The 26749-nt window shown below is 46.5% G+C and carries 26 protein-coding genes; 17 read left to right on the top strand and 9 right to left on the bottom strand.

Annotated elements, in window-relative coordinates:
* Window positions 1-221: 221 nt before the first annotated feature.
* The 7 genes from KNO99_RS13295 to dnaA form a co-directional block, all read right to left on the bottom strand.
* Window positions 222-1211, bottom strand: a complete 990-nt coding sequence (locus KNO99_RS13295; RefSeq protein ID WP_214749494.1) for an HD-GYP domain-containing protein — start codon at window positions 1209-1211, stop codon at window positions 222-224.
* A gap of 57 nt (window positions 1212-1268) precedes the next feature.
* On the bottom strand, window positions 1269-3839 hold the full coding sequence (gyrA, locus tag KNO99_RS13300; protein ID WP_214749497.1) for a DNA gyrase subunit A: 2571 nt from the start codon (window positions 3837-3839) through the stop codon (window positions 1269-1271).
* A 22-nt stretch (window positions 3840-3861) separates the two neighbouring features.
* Window positions 3862-5790 (bottom strand): DNA topoisomerase (ATP-hydrolyzing) subunit B, encoded by a 1929-nt coding sequence (gyrB, locus tag KNO99_RS13305; RefSeq protein WP_214696486.1) that lies wholly within the window; start codon window positions 5788-5790, stop codon window positions 3862-3864.
* A gap of 49 nt (window positions 5791-5839) precedes the next feature.
* Window positions 5840-6958, bottom strand: a complete 1119-nt coding sequence (gene recF / locus KNO99_RS13310; protein WP_074034078.1) for a DNA replication/repair protein RecF — start codon at window positions 6956-6958, stop codon at window positions 5840-5842.
* Between the two features lies 1 nt (window position 6959).
* Window positions 6960-7175: a S4 domain-containing protein YaaA gene (gene yaaA / locus KNO99_RS13315; RefSeq protein ID WP_015880213.1), complete on the bottom strand. Its 216-nt coding sequence runs from the start codon at window positions 7173-7175 to the stop codon at window positions 6960-6962.
* Between the two features lie 126 nt (window positions 7176-7301).
* Window positions 7302-8441: a DNA polymerase III subunit beta gene (gene dnaN / locus KNO99_RS13320; RefSeq protein ID WP_026824743.1), complete on the bottom strand. Its 1140-nt coding sequence runs from the start codon at window positions 8439-8441 to the stop codon at window positions 7302-7304.
* A 196-nt stretch (window positions 8442-8637) separates the two neighbouring features.
* Window positions 8638-10017, bottom strand: coding sequence for a chromosomal replication initiator protein DnaA (dnaA, locus tag KNO99_RS13325; protein WP_214749500.1), 1380 nt, complete (start codon window positions 10015-10017; stop codon window positions 8638-8640).
* 764 nt (window positions 10018-10781) lie between these two features.
* On the opposite strand from dnaA, the gene rpmH reads away from it, so the two are divergent.
* From rpmH to KNO99_RS13345, 4 genes are all read left to right on the top strand, one after another.
* A complete protein-coding gene (gene rpmH / locus KNO99_RS13330; RefSeq protein ID WP_015880216.1) occupies window positions 10782-10916 on the top strand; it encodes a 50S ribosomal protein L34 in 135 nt (44 codons plus the stop codon).
* 154 nt (window positions 10917-11070) lie between these two features.
* Complete coding sequence (rnpA, locus tag KNO99_RS13335) at window positions 11071-11415, top strand: ribonuclease P protein component (RefSeq protein ID WP_214749503.1); 345 nt, start codon at window positions 11071-11073, stop codon at window positions 11413-11415.
* Between the two features lie 105 nt (window positions 11416-11520).
* On the top strand, window positions 11521-12381 hold the full coding sequence (yidC, locus tag KNO99_RS13340) for a membrane protein insertase YidC (protein WP_214749506.1): 861 nt from the start codon (window positions 11521-11523) through the stop codon (window positions 12379-12381).
* Between the two features lie 101 nt (window positions 12382-12482).
* Window positions 12483-13028, top strand: a complete 546-nt coding sequence (locus KNO99_RS13345; RefSeq protein ID WP_214749509.1) for an HdeD family acid-resistance protein — start codon at window positions 12483-12485, stop codon at window positions 13026-13028.
* A gap of 18 nt (window positions 13029-13046) precedes the next feature.
* Here KNO99_RS13345 and KNO99_RS13350 read toward each other — a convergent pair whose 3' ends face one another.
* Window positions 13047-13799, bottom strand: coding sequence for a nucleotidyltransferase domain-containing protein (locus KNO99_RS13350; protein ID WP_214749512.1), 753 nt, complete (start codon window positions 13797-13799; stop codon window positions 13047-13049).
* A gap of 171 nt (window positions 13800-13970) precedes the next feature.
* Between KNO99_RS13350 and mnmE the strand changes: the two genes are divergently transcribed.
* From mnmE to KNO99_RS13375, 5 genes are all read left to right on the top strand, one after another.
* Window positions 13971-15350 (top strand): tRNA uridine-5-carboxymethylaminomethyl(34) synthesis GTPase MnmE, encoded by a 1380-nt coding sequence (mnmE, locus tag KNO99_RS13355; RefSeq protein ID WP_214749515.1) that lies wholly within the window; start codon window positions 13971-13973, stop codon window positions 15348-15350.
* A gap of 15 nt (window positions 15351-15365) precedes the next feature.
* Entirely contained in the window at window positions 15366-17252 is a 1887-nt protein-coding gene (gene mnmG / locus KNO99_RS13360; protein ID WP_214749518.1) for a tRNA uridine-5-carboxymethylaminomethyl(34) synthesis enzyme MnmG, read from the top strand.
* A 4-nt stretch (window positions 17253-17256) separates the two neighbouring features.
* Window positions 17257-17973 carry a 16S rRNA (guanine(527)-N(7))-methyltransferase RsmG gene (rsmG, locus tag KNO99_RS13365; protein ID WP_214696505.1) on the top strand — a complete coding sequence of 239 codons (717 nt, stop codon included), beginning with the start codon at window positions 17257-17259 and terminating at the stop codon, window positions 17971-17973.
* A gap of 79 nt (window positions 17974-18052) precedes the next feature.
* A complete protein-coding gene (noc, locus tag KNO99_RS13370; RefSeq protein ID WP_074034050.1) occupies window positions 18053-18937 on the top strand; it encodes a nucleoid occlusion protein in 885 nt (294 codons plus the stop codon).
* A 36-nt stretch (window positions 18938-18973) separates the two neighbouring features.
* Window positions 18974-19756 (top strand): ParB/RepB/Spo0J family partition protein, encoded by a 783-nt coding sequence (locus tag KNO99_RS13375; protein ID WP_074034048.1) that lies wholly within the window; start codon window positions 18974-18976, stop codon window positions 19754-19756.
* Here the strand turns inward: KNO99_RS13375 and yyaC are convergent.
* On the bottom strand, window positions 19729-20355 hold the full coding sequence (gene yyaC, locus KNO99_RS13380; protein WP_214749520.1) for a spore protease YyaC: 627 nt from the start codon (window positions 20353-20355) through the stop codon (window positions 19729-19731). The genes KNO99_RS13375 and yyaC overlap by 28 nt on opposite strands.
* 171 nt (window positions 20356-20526) lie before the next feature.
* Between yyaC and KNO99_RS13385 the strand changes: the two genes are divergently transcribed.
* The 8 genes from KNO99_RS13385 to rplI all read left to right on the top strand — a co-directional run bounded on the left by KNO99_RS13385 (window position 20527) and on the right by rplI (window position 26738).
* The gene (locus KNO99_RS13385; RefSeq protein WP_214749523.1) at window positions 20527-21468 is read left to right on the top strand and encodes a mechanosensitive ion channel family protein; all 942 of its coding nucleotides are present in this window, start codon (window positions 20527-20529) and stop codon (window positions 21466-21468) included.
* Complete coding sequence (locus tag KNO99_RS13390; protein WP_214696523.1) at window positions 21458-21661, top strand: DUF951 domain-containing protein; 204 nt, start codon at window positions 21458-21460, stop codon at window positions 21659-21661. Before KNO99_RS13385 ends, KNO99_RS13390 begins: the two co-directional genes overlap by 11 nt.
* Window positions 21662-21814: 153 nt before the next feature.
* Window positions 21815-22915: a redox-regulated ATPase YchF gene (gene ychF, locus KNO99_RS13395; protein ID WP_214696529.1), complete on the top strand. Its 1101-nt coding sequence runs from the start codon at window positions 21815-21817 to the stop codon at window positions 22913-22915.
* 131 nt (window positions 22916-23046) lie between these two features.
* The gene (rpsF, locus tag KNO99_RS13400; RefSeq protein WP_074034039.1) at window positions 23047-23334 is read left to right on the top strand and encodes a 30S ribosomal protein S6; all 288 of its coding nucleotides are present in this window, start codon (window positions 23047-23049) and stop codon (window positions 23332-23334) included.
* A gap of 37 nt (window positions 23335-23371) precedes the next feature.
* Entirely contained in the window at window positions 23372-23881 is a 510-nt protein-coding gene (gene ssb, locus KNO99_RS13405; protein ID WP_015880231.1) for a single-stranded DNA-binding protein, read from the top strand.
* Window positions 23882-23924: 43 nt separating this feature from the next.
* Window positions 23925-24155 carry a 30S ribosomal protein S18 gene (rpsR, locus tag KNO99_RS13410; protein ID WP_015880232.1) on the top strand — a complete coding sequence of 77 codons (231 nt, stop codon included), beginning with the start codon at window positions 23925-23927 and terminating at the stop codon, window positions 24153-24155.
* Window positions 24156-24306: 151 nt separating this feature from the next.
* Window positions 24307-26298, top strand: a complete 1992-nt coding sequence (locus KNO99_RS13415) for a DHH family phosphoesterase (RefSeq protein ID WP_214749526.1) — start codon at window positions 24307-24309, stop codon at window positions 26296-26298.
* Window positions 26295-26738 carry a 50S ribosomal protein L9 gene (gene rplI, locus KNO99_RS13420; RefSeq protein ID WP_214696532.1) on the top strand — a complete coding sequence of 148 codons (444 nt, stop codon included), beginning with the start codon at window positions 26295-26297 and terminating at the stop codon, window positions 26736-26738. Before KNO99_RS13415 ends, rplI begins: the two co-directional genes overlap by 4 nt.
* Window positions 26739-26749 lie beyond the last annotated feature (11 nt).

The following is a 26749-nucleotide window of genomic DNA, read 5'->3' on the forward strand; positions in this document are numbered from 1 at the left end:
GATATAGCTCTTAAATTGACGAAGCTTGCGCTTCATTCAAAAATTGTAAAACTTATTTTTGCCTCATCGTTCAGTTTTCAAAGTTCGTCTGCCGCTCTTAGCGACTCATTTATAATAGCATCTGACTTTATATTCGTCAACTATAAAAATAAAGTTTTTTAAAAAAGAATAAATAAAGACGATTCCTATCATTTTTGATGAGAGGAATCGCCAGTCTCTTCTTATTGAAATGATACAATTTTCACTTCAGCCAAACGTGATAAATCATATTCAGTCTCATCCGTATCTTCTATAACAATAGGTCGCTCAATACGATTCGTATAGGCGTGAATCTTCCCCTGCACTCCGCTACTCAATAAAACGGTTCGACCGATTTCATAAAATCCGAGCAACGTAGCGAGAAGCGACAAGGCCTCCTCGTCATAGGCTTTATTCTGCCACATATAGAAGTATGCTTCTTCTGGCGAAAGTGGTTTTCGAAACGTTCGAGGTGCGGTTAACTGACAGAATCGATCAGCGACAATAAATAGAGGAGACGCGGGATTCAACTCCCGCTCGGTTAGACGTTTTGGAAAACCGGATCCATCTAAACGTTCGTGATGCTCTGTGATCAATTGATAGACACGCCCTCGTAGCGTTTGGTTACTTGGAAGCATTGCTGCCGAGACGAGTGGGTGTTGATATAGTAGCTCCCGTTCCATTTTTGTGAAATAACGCATATGAGACCATTTTCGAATTTTAGCGTAACTTGCATCAGCGAAATAAGAAGCAATTCCGTAATCAAATTGAAGTTGGTGCTCATCCCCTCGATATTTCGATAAGGCGCGTGCGACGAGTGCTCGATAAATCGCATGGTAGATGACATGGTTTTTTCGCAAAGGTTGATGCGTAAAAAAATGAACAACTGCTGAAAGCGGGAGTTCCTGACGAAATAGTTGATGAATGAATTCTAAACCTTCGTAAGGATTCGGGGCGATTCGCTCTTCCCACTGATCATAATGTTTCTCATATTGTAGAACCTGTTCGCAAAGAAGCTTTTCTTCTATAGAAGTGAAGATGAATTGTTCAACGGGTGCAACATCAATTGCTTCAATCTTTAAGAAACGGAGCAAACGTAGATGTTCATTTGTTAAATGAATTCCTGCCTCTAAGGAAGAAACGGGTGACAATAACGTCATACCAACATGTACAGCGGATAAGTTCAAACGCACGCGAATCCCTCCTATATATGAAAAAGGTCGAACGGAAACACCGTTCGACCTCTCGTCTTACTCATTCACATCAGACGATTCGTCGGCTCCAGGTGCTTCTACCTCAAACCCATTCTCCAAATCGACTGCTGATTCCTCTTCTAACTCATCTTTTTTCAATTTTGCGATAGTCGCTAGACGATCGCCATCTTCAATGTTCATCACTTTCACACCACGTGTGCTTCGACCCATCTGAGAGATAGTTTGCGAATCGATTCGAATCGCAACGCCGTGTTCAGTCATCAACATGATGTCATCATCTTCATCAACAACACGCATACCCACGACTGTTCCACGATCTGTCTTAATTCCAATGATTCCGGAACCGCCACGACCTTGTGTACGGAACTGCTCCATAGCCGTACGTTTCCCGAATCCTTTTTCAGTGATAATCAAGACGTCTTGCGTTGTGCGAACGATTTCCATTGAGACGACTAAATCATCGTCTTTCTTCAAACGAATTGCACGAACACCACGTGCCGTACGTCCCATCGATCGAACTTCTCCTTCGAGAGGGAAACGAATCGACATTCCTTGGCGAGTGACAATCAACATTTCATCATCGCTCTTCGCAAGGCGGACGGTGACGAGCTCATCTGTTTCATTCAAGCTGATGGCACGAAGACCGTTTTTGTTGATTCGAGCGTATGCCGAAAGTGGTGAACGCTTAATCAAACCTTCTTTTGTAATGAAGACAAGAGACAATTGCTCATCTGCCACTTCTTCTTCCGATTCATTCTGCGCATCCTCTGCCACCGTTTGGTTTGCCAGGTAACTGTTGAAATCGACAGGAATCATTGTTTCAACTTTTTCACCTTTATCGATTTGAAGCAAGTTAATGATCGGCATTCCTTTTGCGGTACGACTCATCTCAGGAATTTCATATCCTTTAAGACGGAAGACACGACCGAAGTTCGTAAAGAAGAGAATCGTATCGTGTGTCGATGCTGACAGCAAACGAAGTACGAAGTCTTCATCGTTCGTTCCCATACCTTGTTTCCCACGTCCACCCCGACGCTGTGCGCGGTATGAATCGGATGGAATTGACTTGATGTAACCTTCGCTCGTTAACGTGATCATCATGTCACGAACTGGGATTAAATCTTCATCCTCAAGTTCAACAATATCTGTACGAATCACCGTACGACGTGCGTCACCATACCGTTCTTTGATTTCAAGCAACTCGTTGCGAATGATGTCGAGAAGCAACTCCTCATCACCAAGAATCGCACGAAGTTCCTCGATCAACGCTTTCACTTCACGGTATTCGCCTTCGATTTTCTCGCGCTCCAAACCAGTCAATCGTTGGAGACGCATATCTAAAATCGCTTGCGTTTGCTCAGTAGAAAGTCCAAAGCGGGCAATCAACTTCTCACGCGCCTCGTCACCAGTACGTGTGCTACGAATGATGGCGATGACTTCATCCAAGTGATCAAGGGCAACACGAAGTCCCTCTAAGATGTGGGCACGTGCTTCCGCTTTATCCAAATCGAATTGCGTACGACGACGTACGACTTCTTTTTGGTGTTCGATGTAGTAATAGATGGCTTGTTTGATGTTCAACGTTTTCGGGCGACCACCTACGAGGGCAAGCATGTTCACTCCGAACGTCGTCTGCATCGGCGTTTGCTTATACAAGTTGTTCAAGATGACACTCGCATTCGCATCCCGACGAACTTCGATGACGACCCGCATCCCGTTACGGTCGGATTCATCACGCAAATCTGTGATTCCTTCGATTTTTTTATCACGTACCAAATCGGCAATTTTCTCAACGAGACGTGCCTTGTTGACTTGATATGGGATTTCATGAACGAGGATCCGTTCACGACCGTTTTTCAACGTTTCGATTTCGGCTTTCGCACGCATCGTAATCGATCCACGTCCCGTTTCATAGGCACGACGAATCCCGCTGCGTCCCAAAATCTCTCCCGCTGTCGGGAAGTCAGGGCCTGGGATGTGTTGCATCAATTCAGCAATCGTGATGTCTGGGTTATGAGTAAGAGCCAACACCCCATCGATGACTTCATTCAAGTTATGCGGAGGAACGTTCGTTGCCATCCCGACCGCAATCCCGCTCGTTCCGTTGACAAGGAAGTTCGGGAAACGCGCCGGAAGAACGACCGGCTCTTTCTCTTCACCATCGAAGTTTGGTTGATAATCGATTGTGTTTTTGCCAATGTCTCGTACGAGTTCCATCGCAATCTTAGACATACGTGCCTCGGTATAACGCATCGCAGCGGCCGAGTCGCCATCGACTGAACCGAAGTTCCCGTGACCGTCGACTAGTTCGTAACGATAACTGAAATCTTGAGCCATACGAACCATCGTTTCGTAGACGGCAGAGTCACCGTGTGGGTGATACTTACCGATCACGTCCCCGACGACACGCGCCGATTTCTTATGTGGCTTGTCCGCACGAATTCCGAGCTCGTTCATCGCATACAAAATACGACGGTGAACCGGCTTCAAACCATCTCGCACGTCCGGAAGGGCACGTGATACGATGACGCTCATCGCATAGTCCATGAACGACGTTCGCATCTCTTGGCTAATATTTATATCCTTGATATTTTCTTGTTCTGCCATTCGTTATTGCCTACCCTTCTTATTAAATATCGAGGTTCTTCACGTAATGGGCGTGAGATTGAATAAAGTCACGGCGTGGTTCGACGTTGTCACCCATGAGCGTTTCAAAAATCTCATCTGCTTCAATCGCATCTTGAAGATCAACGCGAAGCATCGAACGCGTTTCCGGGTTCATCGTCGTATTCCACAACTGTTCAGGATCCATCTCTCCAAGACCCTTGTAACGTTGAACGCTATAACGTGCGTTTTCAGGAAGTTGTGCAAGTGTAGCTTGTAACTCTCGCTCGTTTTGAACATAGATTGTTTCTTTACCGTGCTTCACACCATAGAGCGGTGGTTGCGCGATATAGACGTATCCACTTTCTACGAGTGGTCGCATGTAACGATAGAAGAACGTCAATAACAGCGTACGAATGTGCGCTCCATCGACATCGGCATCGGTCATGATGATCAGTTTATGGTAACGTGCTTTTGATAAATCGAACTCATCCGCAATCCCTGTTCCGAGAGCCGTGATGATCGTCCGAACTTCTTGGTTGGCCAAAATCTTGTCAAGACGTGCTTTCTCGACGTTGATGATTTTCCCTCGAATCGGCAAGATTGCTTGGAAGTGACGATCACGACCAGATTTCGCCGAACCACCCGCTGAGTCACCCTCAACGATATACAGTTCAGATTTCGAAGCGTCTTTCGACGAACAGTCAGCCAATTTCCCTGGTAATGAACTGACTTCGAGAATACCTTTACGACGTGTCATCTCGCGTGCGCGTTTCGCAGCAAGACGTGCGCGTGCTGCCATCAATCCTTTGTCGACAATAAGACGACCGACTGATGGATTCTCGAGCAAGAATTGTTCGAACGTGTCACTGAATAACGTATCTGTCGCCGTACGAGCATCGGCATTTCCAAGTTTCGTCTTCGTCTGTCCTTCGAACTGAGGTGCCGGGTGTTTGACGGAAACGATCGCCGTCAATCCTTCACGGACATCATCCCCGGAGAGACTTCCGTCGGCCTCCTTCATCAATCCGAATCGCTTCGCATAATCATTGATTGAACGTGTGAGTGCTGTCTTAAATCCAGTCTCGTGCGTCCCACCTTCATGTGTCGGGATGTTGTTCGTGAATGAGTAGATGTTACTTGCGAAACCTTCGTTGTACTGAAGGGCAATCTCTACCTCAATTCCATCTTTCGTTCCGTGCACATACACAGGCTCTTCATGAATCGATGCCTTCGAACGGTTCAAGTGCTCGACGTAAGACTTAATTCCGCCCTCGTAGTGATAATTGCGTTCAATCGTCTCATCGCTACGATCATCTTTTGCGACAATCCGTAGCCCTTTGTTTAAGAAAGCGAGCTCGCGAAGACGTGTTGCTAGCAAATCAAAATCATACTCGAGCGTTTCTTGGAAGATATCGCCGTCCGGGAAGAAGCGGACAGTCGTTCCTGTCGTATCTGTCGTTCCGACGATTTCAAGTTCGCCTTGTGGCACGCCACGTTTGAACGATTGATAATACACGTTGCCGTCGCGACGGACGAACACTTCAAGTTTTGTCGATAGTGCGTTGACAACCGACGCCCCTACACCGTGCAAACCACCTGAAACTTTGTATCCGCCACCGCCGAATTTACCGCCGGCGTGCAATACCGTGAAAATAACTTCAACGGCAGGTCGACCTGTTTTCTTTTGAACGTCTACTGGAATCCCACGTCCGTTATCTTCGACAACGATGGAGTTTCCTGGCTCAACCGTCACTGTGATCGTGTCACAATAACCTGCAAGCGCCTCATCGATTGAGTTATCGACAATCTCCCATACTAAGTGGTGGAGACCGCGAGAGCTTGTGGAACCGATATACATCCCTGGACGTTTACGTACAGCCTCTAAGCCTTCAAGAACTTGAATCTGATCGGCGCCATACGCTTGCAATTCTTTTTCGTTTTCATTACTCATCGGTTATTTTCACCTACTATACATGATTTGGTGTTCCTTCTTACCACGATTACACGGATTCTGTTTCGACTTCACCTTGTTTCACGTGAAACACTTTGGCTTGTTGAATGGTTTCATGTGCGATTCCATCAATGTTTGTTGTCGTCAAAATCGTTTGTACTTTTCGTCCCATCGTATCGAGTAGATGGGTTTGGCGATGATCGTCAAGTTCAGATAACACATCGTCTAATAACAAAAGAGGATATTCGCCCACTTCTTCATGAATCAATTCAATTTCAGCTAGCTTCAATGACAAGGCCGCCGTTCGTTGCTGACCTTGTGAACCGAACGTTTGAACGTTTCGATCGTTTACGTACAATTCAAAATCGTCACGATGCGGACCAAATAAGGTCACACCTCTTCTTCGTTCGTTCTCTCTTATTTTATCAAACTTTTGACGATACGTTTCAAACATCTGTTCTTTTGAGAAACGTTCTTTTTGGAACGTGTCAGAAACGTATTGAATCGTCAGTGTCTCCAACTCACGTGTGATCCCAGAATGAATCGGATTGGCCCATTTTTCGAGTTGATCGATGAAATGATAGCGTCTCATCACAATCTTCACGGCGAGTTCAATCAATTGATCCGTCAATACTTCGAGTAACGTCTCGTCCCCACCCTTAGTGGATAACTGCTTCAACAAGGCGTTTCGTTGTTTTAACGTCTTCAAATATTGATTGAGCTCATGTAAGTACACGGGACTGACCTGACCGATTTCCATATCTAAAAATCGCCGTCTCCCTTGTGGACTGCCTTTGACGATGGCTAAGTCTTCAGGGGCGAACAAGACGACGTTAAATGCGCCGACATAGTCACTGAGACGACGTTGTTCTAAATGATTGAGCTTTGCTTTTTTTCCTTTAGGAGAAAATGAGAGACTCTGCACGGATTCGCCGGTGCGTTTATGAATCCGTCCTTCGATACTTGCGGCATCAGCTTCCCAACCGATCAATTCTCGGTCTTGTGTCGTCCGATGCGATTTTGCGAGCGCAAGTACGTAAATCGATTCGAGAAGATTCGTTTTTCCTTGGGCATTCTCACCAATTAGAACATTCGTCTGTTCTGAGAAATCTAGCTCGAGGGTTTCGTAGTTGCGATAATTTTGCAATCGGATCGACTTTAAATGCACGTCAGTTTCCCTCGATTTGATATTCCCCGAAGCCTTCGACCTCGATTGTATCTCCATCTCTCAATTTACGACCACGGCGTTGATCCTGCTCACCGTTCACTTTGATCATGACATCTTCTAAAAAGAACTTTGCTTGTCCCCCACTTGAGATGATGTCTGCTAATTTTAAAAATTGTCCGAGCGTTACATACTCGGTTGTAATCGACACTTTTTCCATGTCGTCACTTCCTTTCTCACATGCTGATCTGAAAAAATCGCCATACATATTAGTTTATCGAAAATCGTCGAATAAGGCAAAAAGAGGGATGACAAGGTCAGACACCTCATCATCCCTATCCGCTGCTTACGATGTGCGGACTGGTAAAATCAGTTGAAGCACGCTATCTTGCTCTACCGGTCGTAGAATGAACGGTCGCATCGAACCCGTGAACTGGATTTCGATTTCAGATGCATCGAGCGCACGAAGCGCATCCATTACAAACTTAGAGTTGAAGGAAATTTTCAATTCTTCCCCTTCAAGCGATAAGATGCTGACACGCTCAGACACTTTACCGACTTCAGGTGAATGTGAAGATACTTCGACTGCTGTCGTATCTTCCGCGACAAATTTAATCACGTTGTTCCGGTCAGCACGTGCTAAGAGTGACGCACGGTCGATGGCTTGTAAGAATTCTTTCGCATTCATGCGCACCGCTGTACGATATTCTTCCGGAATGAGGCGTGACGTGTCTGGGTACGCCCCGTCTAACAAACGCGAGAAGAATGAGATATTTTTCATGCGGAACAAGATCTGCTGGTCTGTCAGTACGATTTCAATCGGCAACTCTTCACGATCGAGCAATTTAGCGAGTTCGTTAAGTGAACGACCAGGGACGACGACATTTTGGAACGTCAAGTCGTTATCTGTCTCAAAACGAGCACGACGAAGCGCCAAGCGGTGGCTGTCTGTCGCTACACATGTAAGGAAGCCTTTCTCAGCAGAGAAGTTGACTCCTGTTAGAACAGGGCGTGTTTCTTGTGAGGAAACGGCGAAACTCGTCTGACGGATGATTGTCTTCAAGAGATCCGCTGGTAGATAGAAACGACGGTCGCTCGCAAGTTCTGGCAGGCGAGGATATTCGTCCGGGTCGAGACCGTTCAAATGGAATTCTGCCTGGCCAGACTCAATTCGTGTCATGAAGTTTGGTGACACTTCGAGTGTAACTTCGTTCGTCGGCAACTTCTTCACGATTTCTCCTAAAAAGCGCGCATTTAATACGACACTTCCAGCACGCTGAATTTGAATGAGTTCGATTCCACCTTCTTCGATTGGGATCAAACGTTCAATCGAAATTTCAGTGTCACTTCCTGTCAGTGTTAAACCGTCCGCATGAGCTTCAAGCTTTAAGCCTGTCAAAATTGGAATGGTCGTTCGTGAAGCCACAGCTTTGGATACATCTTGTACGGCTTGCATGAATACATCTCGTTGAATCGTTAAATGCATGTGGATAATTCCTCCTAAGGTGAAATGAGTCATTTACTAATGATAATAATAGTATTAATTAAGTCATAATAGTAATAAGGGCTGTGGATACTGGGGATAAGTCCCCTGAAGCATACGTATGAAGCCATTTCGCCTGTGAATAACTTGTGGATAACTAAGGTGGTTTATCCACAGGATATCCACAGAGAATCCGTCATCAGTTAGACAGTGCTTTTTTCAACGTTTGAATCGTCTCTTGCATTTCCACATCGTTTTTCAGAAGCGTGCTGATTTTCTCATGTGCATGAATCACAGTCGTATGATCACGCCCTCCAAACTCTTCCCCGATTTTCGGTAATGAACTCTCCGTCATCTCACGAGATAGGTACATCGCGATTTGACGTGGGAATGCCAACGTTTTTGTGCGTTTTTTCGAGTTCAACTCTTCTACTTGAATGTTGAAGTGTTGACCGACGATTTCTTGAATGTCACGAATGACAATCTTCTTCGCTTCCTGGACCGGCATGATGTTATGAAGCGCTTCTGCTGCTACGTCTGGGTCAATCGGTCGCCCAACTAGTTTTGCGTAAGCGACAACACGTGTCAACGCCCCTTCTAGCTCACGAATGTTCGTATCGATTTGATTCGCAATATAAAGCATGACCTCGTTTGAAATATCGAGACCTTCAGCAGTCGCCTTTTTACGGAGAATCGCAATTCGTGTCTCGAGGTCAGGTGGTGTGATGTCCGTAATGAGTCCCCATTCGAAACGCGAACGTAGGCGGTCTTCTAATGTCGGAATTTCTTTTGGTGGTCGGTCGCTTGAAATGACGATTTGTTTCTGATCATTGTGTAGCGCATTAAAAGTGTGGAAAAACTCTTCCTGCGTTTGTTCTTTTCCTGCTAAGAACTGAATATCATCAATCAGCAACACATCGATGTTCCGATAACGATTACGGAACTCGCCTGTTTTATTGTCTCGAATGGAGTTGATGAATTCATTCGTAAACTTTTCAGAAGAGACATACGCAATCCGAGCTCCTGGTTTTTGTCCTTTTACATAATGACCAATCGCATGCATCAAATGCGTTTTCCCAAGTCCGACTCCCCCGTAAATAAATAGTGGGTTATATGCACGGGCTGGCGCTTCAGCAACAGCGAGTGATGCGGCGTGGGCAAATCGGTTCCCCGATCCGATGACAAACGTCTCAAAGATATATTTGTCATTCAGCTGTCCGAGATCCCCTTCCTCTTTTGAAGGTAATGGTAAAGGCTGTTCCCTTGTTTCCGTCACGGCAATGGATTCTTGTGACGATCCATCCGCTGGAGCATACTTGTGTGCTTGAGATTCTTCAATAAAGTGAATTTCGAGCTTATTGTTTGTGATTTCTTCGACCGTATCTTGTAAAAGTGACAAGTACTGTCGCTCTAACCACGTAACGATAAAACTGGCCGGCGCCGACACAACGAGTGTCGTTCCCATCAGTGATATCCCCTCGGTTGATTTCAACCACATGTCAAAACTAGCTTTTGGAGTTCGTTCCTCTTCTTCAATCACAGATAAAACGTTTCTCCAAATCTCGCGAGCATTCTTCAATGAAAGACCTCCTTTACTCACATGTTTGGTAAAACTTATTCACACGATATACACATACACTATTCTATAGTAGAAACTAGGGTTATCCCCAGAGAACAAAAACTGTGGATAAAGTTATCCACATGGTGTTCATTATGGGGATAACACTTATCCACAGCCTGTGTATATCTCGGAATCACGAATTGTTCATCCACAAGTTTGTGCACATTCAGTTTAGCAAAATAAAATAGACGTGGCAATGCTTTTCGGTATTTATCCACAGATAAAGAAAAGTATCCACACCCACTTATCCACATGCTGTGTGTTTTGTGGATAAACTGTGGATATGTTGTGGATAAAGGTGTTTAAAGAGAATGGCAATTGAAAAAGTTATGCACAAAAGAGGAGGAAGTGAATCGAAAGAAAGTTTTTGTAAAAGAAGAAAATGAAAAAATAAAGAATTCGGACGTGAAAAAAGAAGAGTTATTCACATATAAATGTGGATAACTTCTTGAATATGTGGATAAAATGGCTCAACATCGCTATTTATAAAGACCGTTTAAGAAATACGTAAAGGTTTCGTATCAATCTAGTTCCATACAAGCCGTTCTAGACAAAGCTGAATGATCCCAAATGATCCTTCTCGATCACGTGATCGACCCGATTCGAAAACCATTCGAAAATACATTGACAATTGTTGATTCGATTTATATAATCTTAAAGACTGCCTTAAATGAAACTATAACTTGCTAATAGAGCGTTAATCTTGAGGAGGTGCTGTAACCATGAAACCAACTTTCAACCCTAACAACCGTAAGCGTAAGAAAGTTCACGGATTCCGTGCACGCATGGCGACTAAAAACGGTCGCAACATTCTTGCTGCTCGTCGTCGTAAAGGCCGTAAAGCCTTGACTGTATAATTTCGAATGAAGATTGCCCGGGGATCCTTTCCTCGGGCAATTTTTTAGTTTGTCACAGAAACGTAGCATTTCATGGATTCTCCCTCGTTCAAATGATGCGGATATGATATGATGTTAGTTGACGATTTTTGAAGCGAAGGATGGAGTGAGAATTTTGAAAAAAGAATACCGCCTGCAAAAGAATGAAGAGTTCCAAGCGGTGTTTCGCGAAGGACGCTCCGTGGCCAATCGTCAGTTTGTCGTCTACACGCTCAAAGCGGATCAAACGCATTTCAGAGTGGGTCTTTCTGTCAGCAAAAAGCTTGGAAATGCTGTAGAACGAAACCGCATGAAACGATTGATGCGTGAGTCGCTTCGCTTGCTTGAACCGAACGTTGCGCCGAATGATTATGTGATCATCGCCCGGAAGCCTGCGACCGCATTGACGCAGTCGGAAGTGACCGAGAGCTTGAAACACGTATTCAAACGAGCCAAGGTCTGGAAAAAGCAAGGCCGGTGACCATGACAATCTGAATTTGTTCTCTCATATAATCAGAGTCTTATAAGATTGCCCGATCGACGTGTGCGTTAAAAAAGAATTGATAAAGAAAGCGTAGGAGGAACTATGAGCAAAAAGCTAAAATTAGGATTACTCGCTGCCATGACTGCGGTCATTATGCTGATGGCAGGCTGTGTGGATCCGTCTACCATCCAAGCCGAACCAATCACGGCTGACACAGAAGGTTTCTGGGCGAAGTACTTTGTATGGCCGCTCGCATGGCTCTTGAAGGAAGTTGCTTATTTAGTGGGTGGCCCATGGCAATATGGGATTTCAATCATCATCGCGACAATCATTGTTCGTTTGTTGATTCTCCCGCTCATGATCAAGCAGACGAAGAGTATGGGTGCGATGCAAGTCTTGCAACCAGAAATGCTGAAGCTTCGTGAGAAGTACAGCTCAAAAGACCAAGAAACACAACGTAAACTCCAGGAAGAGATGATGAAGCTTTATCAAGAGTACCAAATCAACCCGCTCGCTGGTTGCTTGCCAATCTTGATTCAGATGCCGATTCTCTTCGCATTCTATGATGCGATTCGTCGTACACCTGAGATTTTCGAAGCGGACTTCTTATGGTTCGATCTCGGTGCTCCGGATCCGACGTTCATCTTGCCGATTTTAGCGGCAGTCTTGACGTTCGTTCAACAAAAAATCTCAATGGCGGGTCAAGAACAGAACCCACAATTGAAGATGATGCTCTATATCTTCCCAGTCATGATTTTCATCATGTCGATCAACCTTCCAGCCGCACTCTCATTGTACTGGGTAGTCGGTTATATCATCTCAATCATCGTCACGATGGCAATCATGCTTCCGATGCGTGAGAAGATGAAGGTTGCAGCAGAAGCGAAAATCGCAGCGAAAGAAGCAGAGCGTGCAGCGCTTGCTGAAGAAGAGAAGAAAAACAAAAAGAAAAAACGTAAATAATCGTTAGGCTGGGTGTCTTCTGACACTCAGCTTTTTTTGTGGGATTGTATGTTGAGAAGACGGGAATAATGAAAGAAACGGGTAAATGGAGGTGTGGAAACATGGAGACATTTATTCATCGTGTAGAACGTTCGACGTTATGGCAAGCCATCCTTTACTTTGTGCTCGGTGTTCTTATTCTGCTATACCCTCGATTTTTCTTTGATGTCATGGTGTACGTGATTGCCGGATACTTGGCGATTATGGGCATATGGATGATCTTTCAGGGAGTTCGCAGACGACAAGGCGGATTACCGCCCGCTTTCTTTATGGGTCTCATCTATTTGATTTTGGCAGCGGTCGTCTTTTTCTTCGCCGAGACGCTGGCCAGTCTACTCCCGATTTTAATCGGGGCGCTGTTTTTATTTGGAGGAATCATTCGCCTCATTCAGGCGCTCGGTTACCGTCAATCGATGGCAGGACGATGGCTCTGGTTTTTGATTGGCAGTCTATTGTGGATTGGTGTCGGGATTCTCATGTTGACGAATCCGTTCAGTAGCCTACTTGTCCTATTCCAGCTTTTCGGTGGAATCCTCATCGCCATTGCAATTCTAGAATTGTTCCTCTATTTCACGATTCGTTCGACGAAACGACAAGCACGTTACTAAAAAACAAACCGTCCTCTTTCAAGGGCGGTTTGTTTCTCGTTGAAGCAACTGTTCCATAAACGATCCGAACACGTTGTAGCCCGATAAAGATTGGAAGAAAGGTTGTTCTTCTTTAAGTCGCTCGATATAGAGTCGGGCGGCTTTTTCATGATTCGCTGGGGTCAATTGATCATAAAATGAATGTAGGTTGATTTCTTGTCGCTGCGTCACATCCTTTAAACCTAGGGAAGCCCTGTCCGGTGTATGGTGAGCGGCTAGCACATATGCAAAATGGACCATTCCTTGACGAAGCATGTCGGTTGCCCAAATGTCGTTACCGCGATTTCTGGATTTTGTATATTGGAAAAAGAACCAAACGGTATCGAATGCATGGTCACTGATTGCCGCTTCGTCTAATTTCAAAGAAGTGGCGTGTCTAGCAAGTCGCTGTTGTGGGTCGTAGAGCACATGAATCGAATCTTGATGGTTCAACGTATCTTGCGTGACCGTGAACAGGTCGAGGTGAAGAAAATCGTCGAATACGACGATGAGTTGTGGCGCAACGATGTGAATCTCGTCTTTTAACAGAATCGGACGGTAGGCGTTTAAATGCTCGAGGCGTCTAGATAAAAAGGAGGCCTCCTCATCGGGGTGCACCATGACATAGAAGTCGATGTCTGAATGCTCATCGGCTTCTCCCCTGCCGAAAGAGCCTTTCAAAAAAATTGCTTGAACCGCTTCGTCGTGCTTTAATCGCTCGGTGATGACTCGAATTGCGTCTTGCTGGTTCATATAGATGTCCTCTCTTCTATGTAAATATATTCCTTTATTGTACGAAAATAATGATAGGAACTGCAATGACTTCATCGGCGGGTGAACTCTTTCGTTCAAGTCGAATATCGTGTATAGTAGGTTCGTTATGCATATGATAGAAGAAGATGGTTTAGGTTTGGAGGGAGAAAGATGCTAGAGTTTGACACGATTACAGCGATTTCGACGCCGATGGGTGAAGGTGCCATTGGAATCGTCCGATTATCAGGCGATTTGGCGGTCGAAACGGTGAACAATGTGTTTTCTGGAAAAGACTTAACAACGGTCGATTCACATACCATTCATTATGGAACATTAAAACGTCCTGATACGGGCGAAGTCGTAGATGAAGTCATGGTCAGTATCATGCGAGCACCAAAGACGTTTACACGAGAAGACGTCGTCGAAATCAATTGTCACGGAGGCGTCGTGGCGGTCAATCGTGTGCTAGAACTCATTCTCGACCAACCCGACATCCGCTTAGCAGAACCGGGCGAGTTCACGAAACGCGCCTTTTTAAATGGCCGCATCGATTTATCACAAGCCGAGGCGGTCATGGACTTGATTCGTGCGAAAACGGATCGGGCGATGAATGTAGCCATGTCTCAAATGGAAGGACGTTTGTCACGACTCGTTCGCGAATTGCGTCAACAACTGCTTGAGACGATTGCGGCAGTCGAGGTCAATATTGACTATCCTGAGTATGACGCCGAAGAGATGACACAAGCGATCGTCGAAGAGAAGGCGGGCGAAGTTAAACGAATCTTAGAGCAATTGCTCGAGACGGCGCGACAAGGAAAAATCTTGCGCGAAGGTTTGGCAACGGCGATCATCGGGCGACCGAACGTCGGAAAATCCTCACTCATGAATACGCTCGTGCAGGAGACGAAAGCGATTGTCACGGAGATTGCCGGAACGACACGTGACACGATCGAGGAATATGTCAACGTGAAAGGTGTTCCGCTCAAGTTGGTGGACACCGCCGGTATTCGCGAGACAGAAGATATCGTTGAACGCATCGGCGTAGAAAAATCGAGGAAGGCTTTAGAAGCAGCGGACTTGGTCCTTCTCGTCTTAAACGGACATGAAGGGTTGACTGTCGAAGATGAGGCGTTGTTTGAGGCCGTCAAAGGGATGAATGCGATCATCATCATCAACAAGACAGACTTGCCACAAAACATGGATTCTTCTAAGCTAGAGAAACTAGCGGCAGGCCGTCCGATCGTGGCGACGTCGCTCTTACTAGATGAGGGAATCGATGCACTTGAAGCGGCGATTGCGAACCTCTTCTTTGCAAAAGGCGTCGAGTCACAAGATATGACATATATCTCAAACGCTCGACACATTCAATTAATCAAACGAACGATTGGTCAAATTGATGAGGCACTCGGTAGTGCTGTCATGAATATGCCAATCGATATGGTCCAAATTGATTTACGTCGGGCATGGGATACGCTCGGTGAAATCAATGGAGATACCGTACAAGAGAGCTTGATTGATCAGCTCTTTTCACAGTTTTGTCTTGGGAAATAATAAGGAGGAACAAATATGGCTTATACGGCAGGCGAATATGACGTAATCGTCATCGGGGCCGGACACGCAGGGATTGAAGCGGCACTCGCATCGGCTCGGATGGGTGCCAAAACAGCGATGCTGACGATGAACCCTGATATGGTCGGGTTCATGTATTGTAACCCGTCAATCGGTGGACCGGCGAAAGGGATTGTCGTACGTGAAATCGACGCACTCGGCGGAGAAATGGGTCGTGCGATTGATGCGACGTACATCCAAATGAAGATGCTCAACACGTCGAAAGGTCCAGCGGTACGTGCGCTACGTGCACAGGCGGACAAATTCCAGTATCAAAATCATATGAAGAAAGTGCTAGAAGACGAGCCGAATCTATTGCTTCGTCAGGCACTTGTTGAACGATTGCTCGTCGAAGACGGAGAAGTTCGTGGCGTGGTAACGAACACGGGTTCAGAATATCGCGCGAAAGCAGTCATCGTCACGACGGGAACGTTCATGCGTGGTCAAATCATCATCGGTGAATTGGCATACGAAAGTGGTCCAAACAACCAAATGCCATCGGTCGAGCTTTCAAAACATTTAGAAGAACTCGGCCTCGATTTAGTTCGATTCAAAACAGGGACACCGCCACGAATCGATGGGAAAACGATCGATTACTCGAAGACTGAGATTCAGCCGGGAGACGAGAATCCATCATTCTTCTCGTACACGTCGACTGACTTGAATCCAATTGAACAAATCCCATGCTGGCTCACGTATACGAGTGAACGTACGCATCAATTGATTGATGAGAACTTACACCGTTCACCAATGTATTCGGGTGCAATCAAAGGAACAGGACCACGTTACTGTCCATCGATTGAAGATAAAGTCGTCCGTTTCAATGACAAACCACGTCACCAAATCTTCTTAGAACCAGAAGGTCGCGATACGGAAGAAGTATACGTCCAAGGTTTCTCGACGAGTATGCCAGAAGACGTTCAACATCAGATGCTTCGGACGATTCCAGGTCTTGAAAAGTCAGAGATGATGCGTCCAGGTTATGCGATTGAGTATGATGCGGTCGTACCGACGCAACTTTGGCCGACGCTTGAAACAAAGGCAGTTCCAGGACTCTTTACAGCGGGGCAAATCAACGGGACGAGCGGCTACGAAGAAGCAGCCGGACAAGGAATCATGGCGGGAATCAACGCCGCATGCAAAGTGCTCGGTAAAGACCCTGTCATCCTTGACCGCTCTCAAGCATACATCGGTGTCTTAATCGATGACTTGGTGACGAAAGGAACGAACGAACCATATCGTCTCCTCACATCGCGTGCTGAGTATCGCCTCTTGTTGCGTCATGACAATGCAGATTTACGCCTCAGCGACATCGGGCATGAGATCGGCTTACTTTCAGAAGAACGCCATGCACATCTCAATGAGAAGCGTGAAGCGATTGAAAAAGAAGTGAAGCGACTCGCATCACTTGTCGTCAAACCGACACCTGAAGTGAATGCGATGCTTGAATCGGTCGGTGCACACCCGCTGAAAGAAGCGACACATGCGAACATCTTGTTGAAACGTCCAGAAGTGACGTATGAGGCGCTCATGACAGTCGTCCCATCTACAGACGAATTGTCGTTCGAAGTGAAAGAGCAAGTCGAGATTCAAGTGAAGTATGAAGGCTATATCTCAAAACAGCTCGAACAAGTCGAGAAGATGCGTCGCATGGAAGAAAAACGGATTCCAGAAAACTTGGATTACGATGCAATCGGCGGTCTTGCGACAGAAGCGAAACAAAAATTAAAACAAGTTCGTCCACTTTCGATCGGACAAGCATCACGAATCTCGGGTGTAAACCCTGCAGACGTGTCAATCTTGCTCGTCTATATCGAACAAGGACAATATGCGACGGTGGAGTGAAACGATGAACGAATCTCAATTTATTGAAGCGTTACGGGCGAAAGGATTTGAACTGAACGAGACACAACTCGCTCAGTTCAAGCGCTATTTCGAAATGCTCGTTGAATGGAACGAAAAAATGAACTTGACGGCCATCACGGACAAAGAGGAAGTGTATCTGAAACACTTTTACGATTCGCTCAGCGCAGCGTTCCATTTCGATTTCACGAAAGTCGAAACGGTATGTGATGTCGGAGCGGGTGCCGGATTCCCGAGTCTCCCTCTCAAGATTTTATTCCCGCACTTACATGTCACAATCATCGATTCATTGAATAAGCGCATCACGTTCTTGAATGAATTGGCGCTCGCCCTTGGACTTGAAGGTGTCGCGTTCCATCATGGACGTGCCGAAGAGTTCGGGAAGAATAAAAAATTCCGTGAACAGTTTGATGTCGTCACAGCACGGGCGGTAGCCCGCATGACAGTGTTGGCTGAGTACTGCCTACCACTCGCAAAAGTAGGCGGAAACTTTGTCGCGCTGAAAGCGGCGAAAGTATCTGATGAGATGAAAGACGCCCAAAATGCGTTGGCTGTCCTTGGTGGGAAAGAAAAAGCGACACACCAGTTCCTATTGCCAGGAGAGATGAGTGAGCGTAATATCGTAGTTGTAGATAAACTACGAAAAACGCCCGGGAAATATCCGCGTAAGGCGGGGACACCGGCGAAAGAGCCACTTATCTGATGATGTCGTTTCACGTGAAACAAAAGCAGATTCCAGTGGTGGAGTCTGCTTATTTTTTACATAAAAGGGGTGCCCGACGTTGAAGAATAGATTTGCGAAATTGTTCGGTGTGAATCGAAAAGACGAAGTTGCCGTGACGCAGATTGCAGAAGTTCGAGCGGACGACACGGTACAGGAGCTCTCGTTGTCACGATTGCGTCCGAACCGATATCAACCGCGTAAAGTATTCGAACCGGCTAAAATTGAAGAGTTGGCAACGACGATTTCGGAACACGGACTGCTTCAACCGATCGTGGTTCGTAAGGCAGACGGGGACTGCTATGAAATCATCGCCGGGGAGCGTCGTTTCCGAGCCGTTAAATCGCTCGGCTGGTCAGCGATTCCGGCAATCGTTCGAGACATGGACGACGACACGACGGCTGCGCTCGCCTTGATCGAAAACTTGCAACGGGAACAGTTGAGTCCGATTGAAGAAGCGGAGGCATACGACCGTTTACTCGCCTTGAACGGCTTGACGCAGGATGCGCTAGCGAAGAGTTTAGGGAAGAGCCAGTCTACGATTGCGAATAAGTTACGACTGTTGAAGTTGCCTGAAGACGTGAAACAGTCACTTCGCGATCGTCGCATCAACGAACGACACGCTCGTGCGCTGTTACCGTTAAAAGAAGAGGGACTACAGCTCCAAGTGCTCGTGGAAGTGTTGGAACAGGATTACAATGTTAAAGAGACGGAAGAACGAGTCGCCTTTTTGACAACGCCAATCGAAGAAGAAAAGCGTAAACCAAAAAAACAACGTCGCCGGACGAAAAGTTTTGCGCGCGATACGCGAATCGCCATCAATACGATTCGTGACTCAATCGATTTGATTGGGAAAACAGGGATTGATGTCCAAACTGAAGAAGTGGACGAAGAGGAATTTGTTGAAATTCGAATTCGCATCCCGAAAGCGCGGCCTCAAAAATGAGTCCGTGCTTTTTCATACGATGAAGGAGGTTTGTAGATGGAACGATTAGCATTAAAATTCATTCGCCCAAACCCGAACCAACCCCGGAAACAATTTGAGGTGGAGAAACTAGAAGAGTTGCGCCAGTCGATTGAACGGTATGGCGTTCTGCAACCGATTGTCGTACGAAAAGCGACCGGCTACTATGAAATCATCGCTGGGGAAAGACGATTCCAAGCGGCAAAACTCGCCGGGAAAGAAGACATTCCCGCTCTAGTCGTCACAGCGGACTCGGATCGCGTCATGGAGTTGGCCTTGATTGAAAACATTCAGCGTGCGGACTTGAACGCCATCGAAGAAGCCGTCGCCTATGAACAATTGATGCAGACACTCGGCCTGACACAACAACAGTTGGCAGACCGGGTCGGGAAAAGCAGAAGTCATGTGACGAACAGTTTGCGTCTGCTTCGTTTGCCGAGCGCGGTTCAGCACGCGGTCATGGTCGGTGATTTGACGATGGGTCACGCACGGGCGATTACAGGCATGAAATCAGAACAAGCGATGGAACAGATTGCAAAACGAGTGATTGCCGAACACTGGACGGTAAGGCGGCTCGAGCGTTACTTACAAAAAGAGCGCACAGCAAAAAAGACGCTGAAGCAATCGAACGCAGATATCGAAGCGGTCGAAGCAGTGCTTGCAGAGCGTCTTCAAATGGATGTGTCGATCCGTCCCCGTCGAAAGGGAGGCGTGTTAGAACTAAAATACTTCTCACAAGACGATTTAGAACAACTCCTTACATTGTTGTCGCCTCAAGACTTTGACTCGTCTCGTGACTGACGAAGTCTAGTGATCGCAGCCTCTTCGTGATGAAGGCGTCCGATACGTGAATCGAAATCGACGAATCCTTCTGTGATGAACCGTGCGAGTTCATAGACGAGATGGAGTCGTGTATTTTGAAGAATCATCATCTCCATAAAACCACTGACGTTCACGACGGCCTTGATATTATAAGCGCCGACAGCAGGGAGTTCTTTTTGGACGCCTGCACCTGGGGCGAGTGGTCCTTCTGAAAAGAAGACGTAACCGACGCTCGACAAACGTCCGAGACAGGCATCGATGGCAATGATGAGCGGTTGATGGAAGCGTGTTTGAATCTCATGTAACGTCTCCACTAAATTGAGTGCGTGTACGGGTTTCGTTAATGTACCGTATACGTGTAGGTTTCGGATGCGACGTTCTTCTAAAAACGTTCCGACGAGTGGACCAAGAGAATCACCGGTCGAACGATCCGAACCGATGCAAACAAGGACGATGGGGCGATGGGCTTCATTGACCAACTGTTCATGAAGCTGGTCCGCAAGTAATCTGGATCCACTCCGCTCAGTGTGTTCAATGAAGAAAGAGTATGGTTTATGAGGTTTTAGGCGAAACGGCATGAATCTCATCCTCTCTTCTGAGTTGCCTATTCCTAGTTGCAGTTAGGGGATTGATCTCGTATTAACCCATTCCCAAAAGTGGAAAACTTCTAAACTTCCGAATGCGGCGTTTGAGAAAAGTCGCGAAATATGTTTTGATGATTTAGAATCTACGACTTTTGAGGTGAAAAGATGGCTTCGCAAAATACAGAAAAAGATTTAAGCACGGTAGCAGACGAAACGATGGATAGCGTAAACCAATTCGTGGAGTACTTTAAAGATACAGACATGTGGATTGGCTTGGGAATCAAGCTCGCCGGTGTCGCACTCATCATCCTTGGCCTATATATCGCGACAAGAATTTTGACGACGATGGTCGAACGTGTGTTTACGCTTCGGAAAATAAAAGAACATGATATTGTCGCTCAGCGTCAAAACGAGACGCTATTAAAACTCGCACAAAATACAATTCGTTATGTGATTGGGTTAATTATGGTCCTGACAGTGCTCGGACAGTTCGGCGTCAATATCGCCGGTTTAATCGCATCAGCCGGGGTAGCAGGTCTTGCCATCTCGTTCGGTGCGCAAAGCTTAGTGAAGGACGTCATCACAGGCGCATTCATCATCTTTGAAAACCAATATAAAAACGGGGATTATGTCAGTTTGAATCAACAGGTCGAAGGGATCGTCATCGAGGTCGGCATTCGAACGACGAAACTAAAAGGATTGAACGGACAAGTTTCTATCATTCCGAACGGACAGATTATGCAAGTGACGAACTACTCACTAGAAAATAGTGTGGCGGTTGTCGATGTCGGTGTCGCCTACGAAGAGGACATGGAACATGTCGAGTCGGCGATTAAAGAGATTGCGAAAGAAGTCGAGGCGAAGTATCACGACCTCTTTATCGAACCAATCACACTCGCAGGAGTACAGTCACTTGGGGCTTCGGAAGTCGTCTATCGCTTGATGGCAGAAGTACCACCGACTCAACACTTCGCAGCCGGACGAATTTTGCATAAAGAATTGAAGGCAGGATTCGACCAACGTGGTATTGAAATTCCATACCCACGCACGGTCATGTTGCCACCGAACCCAACTCCTAAAGGAGGAGAAGCAGAAAATGCACAGTAAAACTTATGCGTTGAACGATGTTGTGGAAATGAAAAAACCACATGCCTGCAAGACGAACCGCTGGCAAATCACACGTGTAGGGATGGACATTCGCATCAAATGTCAAGGCTGCGGAGCAAGTGTACTCATGCAACGCCGTGACTTTGATAAGCGATTCAAGAAAGTGCTTGAGCAAGGGAACGCCGCAGAATAAGCGGCGTTTTTCTTTAGGTTATGAACGTGAGTTGCGGTTTAATCGTGGACTATCTATAATTGTGAAGGATGTGACGGTGTGGTGTACTGAAGGTACCCACTCCACAGACGGCTTAACATTTCCCGGGAAACACCGGATGAGGAGGAACTACTAGTGGGATTAACAGCAGGAATCGTCGGATTACCAAACGTCGGGAAATCGACTTTGTTTAATGCGATTACACAAGCAGGAGTCGAAGCGGCTAACTATCCGTTCGCGACAATCGACCCGAACGTTGGAGTCGTTGAAGTACCAGATGCACGTCTTGATCGATTGACGGAACTCGTCAAACCGAAAAAGACGGTGCCAACAGCGTTTGAATTTACAGATATCGCTGGAATCGTTAAAGGTGCATCAAAAGGTGAAGGACTCGGAAACAAGTTCTTGGCGAACATTCGCGAAGTCGATGCAATTTGCCAAGTCGTTCGTTGCTTTGAGGACGAGAACATCACGCACGTTGCGGGACGCGTCTCACCGATTGACGACATTACGACCATCAACCTTGAATTGATCTTAGCTGACCTTGAACAAGTCGATAAACGAATCGCACGCGTTCAAAAGATGGTCAAAGCGAAAGATAAAGGAGCGGTACAGGAGCTTGAAGCACTTGAAATCGTACGTGATGTTCTTGAGTCGGAGCGCCCGGCACGTGTCGCTGAATTAACGGACGACCAACTCGCCATCGTGAAACACTTCCAATTGTTGACGATGAAGCCGATGCTTTATGTGGCGAACGTGAGTGAAGACGAAGTGGCGGACGCGGACTCAAACGAGTACGTTCAAGCGGTCCGTGACCATGCGGCAACAGAAGGGGCGAAAGTCATCGTCATCTGTGCACGTATCGAAGAAGAAATTTCAGAACTCGAACCGGAAGAGCGTCTCGAATTCTTACAAGATCTTGGTATCGAAGAGTCAGGACTCGATCAATTGATCCGTGCTGCGTATTCGACACTTGGTCTTGCGACATACTTCACTGCAGGAGAAAAAGAAGTTCGCGCTTGGACGTTCAAACAAGGCATGAAAGCACCACAATGTGCCGGTGTCATTCACTCTGATTTCGAACGTGGGTTCATTCGTGCTGAAGTTGTCGCGTATGAAGATCTTTCAGCAGCTGGCAACATGACGACAGTGAAAGAACAAGGGAAACTTCGCTCGGAAGGTAAAGAATATGTCTTCCAAGACGGCGATGTTGTCACATTCCGCTTCAACGTATAAGTTGATTTGCTGAAACGTGTTGTAAAAGTCAAGGAAGTTTGATAGTATATTATGACGTGAGTAAAACAATTGTTTGCTCCTTGCTCCTACAAACCGGTAGGAGCCGTTAGTCCAAGAGGAGGTGAAAGATAATGCGTAAATACGAACTTCTTTACATTATCCGTCCATCAGTTGATGAGGAAGCGAAGAAAGCTTTGATCGAGCGCTTCAACAACGTCATCACTGAAAACGGTGGTACTGTTGAAAAAACAACAGACATGGGTAAACGTCGTTTCGCTTATGAAATCAACAAGATGCGCGAAGGACACTACGTTCTTCTTAACATCGTTGCTGAACCTAAAGCGATCCAAGAAACAGAGCGTCTCATGAAGATCTCTGACGACGTTGTCCGTCAAATGACAACAAAAGACGAGCGTTAATCCTTAACGCCTCGTATCGTGAAAGGGGAGCTTGGAGATGATTAACCGAGTTGTGTTAGTTGGTCGATTGACTCGCGATCCGGAAATGCGTTACACGCAGAGCGGAATCGCCGTAACACGCCTTACTCTCGCTTGCGATCGTCCATTCGCTGGACAAGATGGGAAGCGCGAGACGGACTTTATTGATTGTGTCGTTTGGCGCAAACAAGCAGAGAACGTAGCACAATACTTGAAAAAGGGCAGCATGGCCGGCGTTGACGGTCGCCTTCAAATCAGTAGTTACGAAGGACAAGATGGCCAACGTCGTTACCGGGCAGAAGTAGTCGCCGACAGCGTACGCTTCCTTGAACCACGCGGAGCCTCAGGGCAACGTGAGCAAGCACCATCTGGAGATGTCTTCGGTGGTGGTGAATCAAGTGGATCAGGATGGGGCGCAGGAGCTGCTTCGACTTCATCTCAGTCCTCGAATTCGAATAAAGGTTTTGACGCAGATCCGTTCTCGGGTGGCGGCAAAATCGACTTGTCAGATGATGATTTGCCATTCTAATCATTGTTGACAATAAAAACTAACTTATAAAGGAGGTCTTCACATGGCACGTCGTCCAGGAGGTCGTCGTCGTCGTAAAGTATGTTTCTTTACGTCGAACAACATCACTCATATCGATTATAAAGACGTAGAATTGCTCAAACGCTTCGTTTCGGAGCGTGGTAAAATTCTTCCACGTCGTGTGACTGGTACTTCAGCGAAATACCAACGTCCACTTACTGTCGCTATCAAGCGCTCACGTCAAATGGCTTTGCTTCCATACGTTGCAGAGTAATGTTTGACGAACGGCTTATCCTTTTGGATAAGTCGTTTTTTTGTATTTCATCTCGTTTGTAAGTGTGTAAGTGAAACCGACGAATATGGTATGATAGAGCAGAAACCTTTACGATTCCATGGGTGAACATTACTCATTTTAGGAGGCATACATGCACAGTGGTGAAGCAATAACATCCGTGAAGAACCAATACGCGCGGCATATGATTCCATATGTGATTGGATTCCTTGTCTCGTTAGGATTGGCGTTCTACAGCATTGTGGCGGCAATCACCCTGTTTACGGGCACGCTGATCTTTTTCATCTATCAGCAAGTGACGATGCGAAGGGAGCGTAAAAATTGGGAACAGTATGTCCTCTCACTCTCTCATCAAATCGAAGAGGTCGGAAAAGAAGCATTGACGACGATGCCGATTGGAATCTTAGTCTTCGATCAAGACAGACGTGTCAATTGGTATAATGAACAGTCGCGATTGATCTTTGAGCTCAACATGGCGATTGGTGTACCGCTTGATGCGCTCCATTCCGCATTCGATGAATTGATTGAAGAGGAAGAGGATGAAGCCACGATTGAAGTGGGTGACCGCGTCTATCGTGTCTATTACAACCAAATACATCAAACCCTTTATTTGTTTGACATGACCGAAGAAGCAGAGATGGAACAAAAATATGTTCAAACGCAAACGGTCATTGGCATCTTGTATCTAGACAACTACGATGAAATGTCGACTGCGGTGGATGAGCAAGTGCGAAGTGAAGTCAACCGTCGTGTGACGGTACTTCTCAACCAATGGGCACAGCGGCATCACATCTATATGCGTCGTACGGCAGCAGACCGTTTCTTCCTCGTGATGAACGAGCGGACGTTATCTGAACTTGAAAACAATCGTTTTGCTATTTTGGATGAAGTACGCGATGCGACGAAGGAACAAAAAATTCCTTTGACGTTATCGATTGGGATCGGATGTGGAGAAACGACGTTGACGGAGCTCGGCAACTTATCGCAGTCGAGTCTAGACCTTGGCCTTGGTCGCGGTGGTGACCAGGCAGTCGTCAAACGTCATAACGGAAAGGTTCGTTTCTTTGGAGGGAAGACAAACCCGACGGAGAAACGGACACGGGTCCGAGCACGTGTCATCTCGAACTCGATGCGTGATTTGATTCGCGAATCGAGCCGTGTCCTCGTCATGGGGCATAAAAATCCAGATATGGACTCACTCGGTGCTTCAATCGGGATTATGAAGCTGGCTGAGTTTGTCGGACGTGAGGCGTACGTGGTGGTGCCGTCAGGTGAGACGAGCATCGGCATTCAACGTCTCGTTCAGGAAGTGGAGAACGATGACTCGTTATACAGCCAGTTCTTAACCGAATATGAAGCACAACCGCTCATCGATGAACAGACGCTTCTCGTCATCGTTGACACGCATCGTCCTTCACTTGTCATTTCAAAAGACATCCTGTATCGGGCGGAGCGCGTCGTCGTGATCGACCATCACCGACGTGGTGAAGAGTTTATCGAGGACCCGGTCCTTGTTTATATGGAACCTTATGCATCATCGACGTGTGAGCTCGTCACGGAGTTGATTGAGTATCAGGCAGGAAGTCGCAAGCTCTCGATTCTCGAGGCGACATCACTTCTTGCAGGGATTATGGTCGACACGAAAGGCTTTACGCTCCGTACAGGTTCACGTACGTTTGATGCGGCGTCCTACTTACGTATTCAAGGGGCTGACACGGTACTCGTGCAACACTTTATGCGTCAAGACCTCGATGCCTATATCGAACAGTCACAGATTTTGAAAAACACTGAGATTTACGCAGATGGCATGGCGATTGCGGTCGCTTCTGACGATGAGGCCCATCACCAAGTATTGATTGCCCAGTCTGCAGACCAGTTGCTGAACATGGAGGGTGTCAAAGCCTCGTTCGTCATCGCGATTTTACCGGATGGACGAACCGGAATCAGCGCAAGGTCTCTCGGTGACGTCAACGTTCAAGTCATCATGGAAATGCTCGATGGTGGCGGACATTTGACGAATGCAGCGACACAACTCGAAATGAGTCGTGAACAAGCAAACGTCTTGTTAAAAGAAGCAATTGACCATTATTTGACAGATGATACTGAAGGAGAGGAATTAGAATGAAAGTCATTTTGAAAGTAGATGTTAAAGGGCAAGGAAAAGCTGGAGAAGTGAAGAACGTGGCAGACGCTTACGCAAAAAACGTCTTGTTCAAGAAAAACTTGGCGGTTGAAGCGACACCTGGAAATCTAAAAGCGTTCGCGGCGAAAGAACGTCGTGCTGAAGAGGCTGCAGAAGAAGAGTTGAAAGAAGCGCAGCAACTTAAGGCAAAACTTGAAAAAGAGACGATCGCCGTCACGACAAAAGCCGGTGAAGGTGGTCGCGTCTTCGGATCGGTCACAAGCAAACAAATCGCGGATGCCCTCAAATCAATGGGCTACAAGATTGATAAGCGTAAAATTGAACTCGAGCACCCAATCAAGGCGCTCGGTTTCACGAAAGTGCCAGTGAAGTTGCACCATGACGTCGTTGCGACGTTGAATGTACATGTACAAGAAGCTTGAAGGTGAGGTAG

Source organism: Exiguobacterium sp. s189 (assembly GCF_018617615.1).
Taxonomy (GTDB): domain Bacteria; phylum Bacillota; class Bacilli; order Exiguobacteriales; family Exiguobacteriaceae; genus Exiguobacterium; species Exiguobacterium aestuarii_A.

What these genes read in the sequence shown, in the direction of transcription:
- gyrA (WP_214749497.1), bottom strand. Translation starts at nt 3,839, where the DNA reads ATGGCAGAACAAGAAAATATCAAGGATATAAATATTAGCCAAGAGATG.
- gyrB (WP_214696486.1), bottom strand. Translation starts at nt 5,790, where the DNA reads ATGAGTAATGAAAACGAAAAAGAATTGCAAGCGTATGGCGCCGATCAG.
- yaaA (WP_015880213.1), bottom strand. Translation starts at nt 7,175, where the DNA reads ATGGAAAAAGTGTCGATTACAACCGAGTATGTAACGCTCGGACAATTT.
- dnaN (WP_026824743.1), bottom strand. Translation starts at nt 8,441, where the DNA reads ATGCATTTAACGATTCAACGAGATGTATTCATGCAAGCCGTACAAGAT.
- rpmH (WP_015880216.1), top strand. Translation starts at nt 10,782, where the DNA reads ATGAAACCAACTTTCAACCCTAACAACCGTAAGCGTAAGAAAGTTCAC.
- yidC (WP_214749506.1), top strand. Translation starts at nt 11,521, where the DNA reads ATGAGCAAAAAGCTAAAATTAGGATTACTCGCTGCCATGACTGCGGTC.
- KNO99_RS13345 (WP_214749509.1), top strand. Translation starts at nt 12,483, where the DNA reads ATGGAGACATTTATTCATCGTGTAGAACGTTCGACGTTATGGCAAGCC.
- KNO99_RS13350 (WP_214749512.1), bottom strand. Translation starts at nt 13,799, where the DNA reads ATGAACCAGCAAGACGCAATTCGAGTCATCACCGAGCGATTAAAGCAC.
- mnmE (WP_214749515.1), top strand. Translation starts at nt 13,971, where the DNA reads ATGCTAGAGTTTGACACGATTACAGCGATTTCGACGCCGATGGGTGAA.
- mnmG (WP_214749518.1), top strand. Translation starts at nt 15,366, where the DNA reads ATGGCTTATACGGCAGGCGAATATGACGTAATCGTCATCGGGGCCGGA.
- rsmG (WP_214696505.1), top strand. Translation starts at nt 17,257, where the DNA reads ATGAACGAATCTCAATTTATTGAAGCGTTACGGGCGAAAGGATTTGAA.
- KNO99_RS13375 (WP_074034048.1), top strand. Translation starts at nt 18,974, where the DNA reads ATGGAACGATTAGCATTAAAATTCATTCGCCCAAACCCGAACCAACCC.
- yyaC (WP_214749520.1), bottom strand. Translation starts at nt 20,355, where the DNA reads ATGCCGTTTCGCCTAAAACCTCATAAACCATACTCTTTCTTCATTGAA.
- KNO99_RS13385 (WP_214749523.1), top strand. Translation starts at nt 20,527, where the DNA reads ATGGCTTCGCAAAATACAGAAAAAGATTTAAGCACGGTAGCAGACGAA.
- KNO99_RS13390 (WP_214696523.1), top strand. Translation starts at nt 21,458, where the DNA reads ATGCACAGTAAAACTTATGCGTTGAACGATGTTGTGGAAATGAAAAAA.
- rpsF (WP_074034039.1), top strand. Translation starts at nt 23,047, where the DNA reads ATGCGTAAATACGAACTTCTTTACATTATCCGTCCATCAGTTGATGAG.
- ssb (WP_015880231.1), top strand. Translation starts at nt 23,372, where the DNA reads ATGATTAACCGAGTTGTGTTAGTTGGTCGATTGACTCGCGATCCGGAA.
- rpsR (WP_015880232.1), top strand. Translation starts at nt 23,925, where the DNA reads ATGGCACGTCGTCCAGGAGGTCGTCGTCGTCGTAAAGTATGTTTCTTT.
- KNO99_RS13415 (WP_214749526.1), top strand. Translation starts at nt 24,307, where the DNA reads ATGCACAGTGGTGAAGCAATAACATCCGTGAAGAACCAATACGCGCGG.
- rplI (WP_214696532.1), top strand. Translation starts at nt 26,295, where the DNA reads ATGAAAGTCATTTTGAAAGTAGATGTTAAAGGGCAAGGAAAAGCTGGA.